3 protein-coding genes are annotated in these 3759 nt (G+C 36.2%); all 3 read left to right on the forward strand.

Annotated elements, in window-relative coordinates; genetic code table 11:
• The coding region (locus BAU27_RS00155; RefSeq protein ID WP_071769795.1) for an NCS2 family permease at nt 1-1143 on the forward strand (1143 nt) is incomplete at its 5' end.
• Between the two features lie 145 nt (nt 1144-1288).
• The gene (locus BAU27_RS00160) at nt 1289-1990 is read left to right on the forward strand and encodes a response regulator transcription factor (protein ID WP_071769796.1); all 702 of its coding nucleotides are present in this window, start codon (nt 1289-1291) and stop codon (nt 1988-1990) included.
• Nucleotides 1974-3479, forward strand: coding sequence for an aminopeptidase AmpS (gene ampS, locus BAU27_RS00165; protein WP_071769797.1), 1506 nt, complete (start codon nt 1974-1976; stop codon nt 3477-3479). Before BAU27_RS00160 ends, ampS begins: the two co-directional genes overlap by 17 nt.
• Nucleotides 3480-3759: the final 280 nt, after the last annotated feature.

Consider the following 3759-nt stretch of genomic DNA (forward strand, 5'->3'; position numbering starts at 1 on the left):
ACAGCATTAGCAGCGGCGATTGGTTCGTTAATTATGGGGATATTTGCGAAGTATCCGATTGCTTTAGCGCCAGGTATGGGAATAAACGCGTTCTTTGCTTATACAGCGGTGTTAACGATGGGAATTCCGTGGCAAACGGCAATTGCTGGAACATTAATGTCAGGTATTATCTTTATTATTCTTACTGCTTCAGGTATTCGTGAAAAAATCATTAATGCAATTCCATCAGAGTTAAAGTTTGCAGTAGCGGCGGGTATTGGATTATTCATTGCCTTCCTTGGATTCCAAAACGCTGGAATTATCGTAAAGAATGATGCTGTCCTTGTTGGATTGGGGGATTTAACAAAGGGCACAACTTTACTAGCAATTTTCGGAGTTGTTACTACAATCATCTTCATGATTAAGAAAGTTAATGGTGCAGTATTCTACGGTATGATTCTTACAGCGATCTTAGGAGTGGTAACGGGATTAATTGATACTCCGAAAGCTGTAGTGGGAGCAATACCGAGCCTGGAACCAACGTTCGGTGTGGCGTTAACTCACTTTGGAGACATTTTCACTGTTGAAATGGGTATTGTTATTATAACGTTCTTCTTTATTGATTTCTTTGATACAGCAGGTACGCTCGTGGCGGTTGCGAATCAAGCGGGATTAATGAAGAACAATAAATTACCACGTGCAGGAAAAGCACTATTTGCAGATGCGATTGCAACTGTAATCGGTGCGATTTTAGGTACATCAACAACAACGTCTTATATTGAATCTTCTGCAGGGGTAGCAGCGGGTGGACGTTCTGGATTTACAGCAGTTGTAACAGCAGGGTTCTTCTTATTAGCACTTTTCTTCTCGCCGCTATTAAGTGTTGTGACACCAGCTGTAACAGCGCCAGCATTAATTATTGTAGGAATCTTGATGGTTTCATCTTTAGGAGAAATTGATTGGAAGAAATTCGAGATTGCAGTACCAGCATTCTTTACTATCATTTCAATGCCACTTACGTATAGTATCGCAACAGGAATTGCAATCGGATTTATCTTCTATCCAATTACAATGGTTGTGAGTGGCCGTCGTAAAGAGGTTCATCCAATTATGTATGTTATGGGAGTTTTATTCGTACTATATTTCATCTACGTTCGTAAATAAAAGGGGTTTTTTGAAAGGTCTAGACTTAAGGGGAGTCTAGACCTTTTTTGCGTCTTCAGAAAATCTTAAGGATTTCCGAGCGTTTTTCTTCAGAAGTTTTCCTATAATAGAAGTTAGGGATTAAAAAAGTGATGGGGGAGATATTGTGGCACACGAAACAATACTTGTCGTAGATGATGAAAAAGAAATTAGGAATCTTATTACAATCTATTTAAAGAATGAAGGATATAAAGTACTGCAAGCAGGGGACGGAGAAGAAGGGTTACGTATATTAGAAGAAAATGAAGTGCACTTAGTCGTATTAGATATTATGATGCCAAAAGTAGATGGTATTCATATGTGTATGAAAGTAAGGGAAGTAAAGGAAATGCCGATTATTATGCTTTCTGCCAAAACGCAAGATATGGATAAGATTTTAGGATTAACAACAGGAGCAGATGATTACATAACGAAGCCCTTTAATCCATTAGAGTTAATTGCACGAATTAAATCTCAATTACGCCGTTATATGAAAATGAATGGTTTTGCTATTCAAAATGAGGACGAGCTAGAAATTGGAGAGATGAAAATAAACATCTCGACCCATAAAATTATTGTAGAGGGAGAAGAAGTGAAACTAACTCCGAGGGAATTTTCAATTTTAGAATTGTTAGCTAGAAACCCAGGTATGGTGTTTAGTGCAGAACAAATTTATGAAAAGGTGTGGAACGAACGATCTTTCCAGTCGGATAACACGGTAATGGTTCATATTCGGAAAGTACGTGAAAAGATTGAGGAGAATCCAAGGAAACCTAGATATATAAAAACAGTATGGGGAGTGGGGTATAAAATTGAAAAAGATATTTAATCCATTTACTTATGTGAGGAAAACAAGACAATTAATTGAGAAATTAGTAAAGAGCGTACGAAAGAGTATAAGAATTCAATTGGTTACTACTTTTGCTGCTTGTGCGTTATTAGGAGTGTTTTTTGCAAAGGGAGCTGCGCCATTTTTTGAGAATGCGAATCGTCAAGCGACTGTCGATTATCGGTCTGGTATGCAACAAATTAATTACCAAGCTCAAAGAGCAGCGAATAGTTCGGTTCATGAAAATAAATTAGAAGCTATATCCAATATGATCGAAATGGAGAATCAAAATTTAGAGCGAGGAAATAGAGCTTTAAAAATATTGGTTGCTGATGAAAGTGGTAAAGTTTTATATAAAACAAAGCAGGCGCAAGAAGAGCAAATCGATTTGCATAATACGATTCGTAATGCGGCATCATTTGCGATCAACTATTCAAATGGTCAAGATATATTTGAAAATACGAGAAAAGAATTTATAGCTTTTTCACCTATTACAATAGAAGATAAGAATTTATATATGTTCGTTAGTGGAATTCCGGATGGTGTAGTAATGTATGATACGCAAGAAGGACCGTTTCCGTTTTTCATAGGTGTACTCGTATTCATTTTCTCTTTCTTCTATATAACAAAGAGAAAGATGAAGCAGATTGAAGCGATGGCACAGGGTGTAAAGGAAATAGAAAAAGGAAACTTAGCGTATCGTATTGAGAAAAAAGGTGAGGATGAGATTGCGTCTTTAACTGAGAATATTAACAATATGGCAGAAGAGCTTATGAATAATATAGAAAAAGAGCGTAAATTAGAAAAGCAGAAAAATGAGCTCATTACGAATGTATCTCATGATTTGCGTACACCACTTACTTCTATCATGGGTTACTTGAGATTACTTCGAGATTCTAAATATGAAAATAAAGAGCAGCATGATGAATATACAAGAATTGCTTTTGCAAAGTCGGAGCAGTTAAAGGATTTAATAGAAGATTTATTTGAGTATACGAAGCTAACAAATGAGCAAGTTGTAATGGAAAAACAAGAGGTTTGTATAAATGAGTTATTGGAGCAATTAATAGAAGAGTTAGTACCGCAGGCAGAAGAGCATGGACTTATGTTTGTTAAGAAGTTTCCTGAGGAACGTACCTATGCAGCGATTGATTCGGAAAAGATGGTTCGTGTATTTGATAATCTATTAATGAATGCGATTAAGTATAGTAAAGATGATGGGGAGATAAAAGTTTCTCTTCAAAGGCAGCGCCAGGATATACAAATTGTAATTGCGAATCATAGTGAAGAGTTTACGAGAGAAGAGTTAGGGAGTTTGTTTGAACGCTTTTATAAGAAAGATCAATCTAGAAGTAGAGTAACAGAAGGATCGGGACTTGGATTAGCGATTGCGAAAAGTATTGTTGAGTTGCAAGGTGGTAGTATTCGAGCAGAATATGAGGATGGTATTATTCAGTTTATCGTCTCGTTACCAATTATAGAAAAATAATAAACGAATAGAATGGTATATGAAAAAGAGGCTTATTTTAAAGGGAATAAGCCTTTTTATATTTTTTTAGAAAAACATGTTGACGATTAAGGTTTAGAGGTGTAATATAAGACAAGTCGCCGATGCAATAACGCAGAACGCGGCAAACGAAATAAAAAACTTAGTTGACATTAACTAACGAAGATGTTAACATAAGGAAGTCGCAAACGAGCGACCAAGTAGTTCTTTGAAAACTGAACGAAACAAACAACGTGAACGTCAATTTTTATTTTTAGATGCT

This window comes from Bacillus sp. NH11B (assembly GCF_001884205.1).
In the GTDB taxonomy this organism is placed as follows: domain Bacteria; phylum Bacillota; class Bacilli; order Bacillales; family Bacillaceae_G; genus Bacillus_A; species Bacillus_A proteolyticus.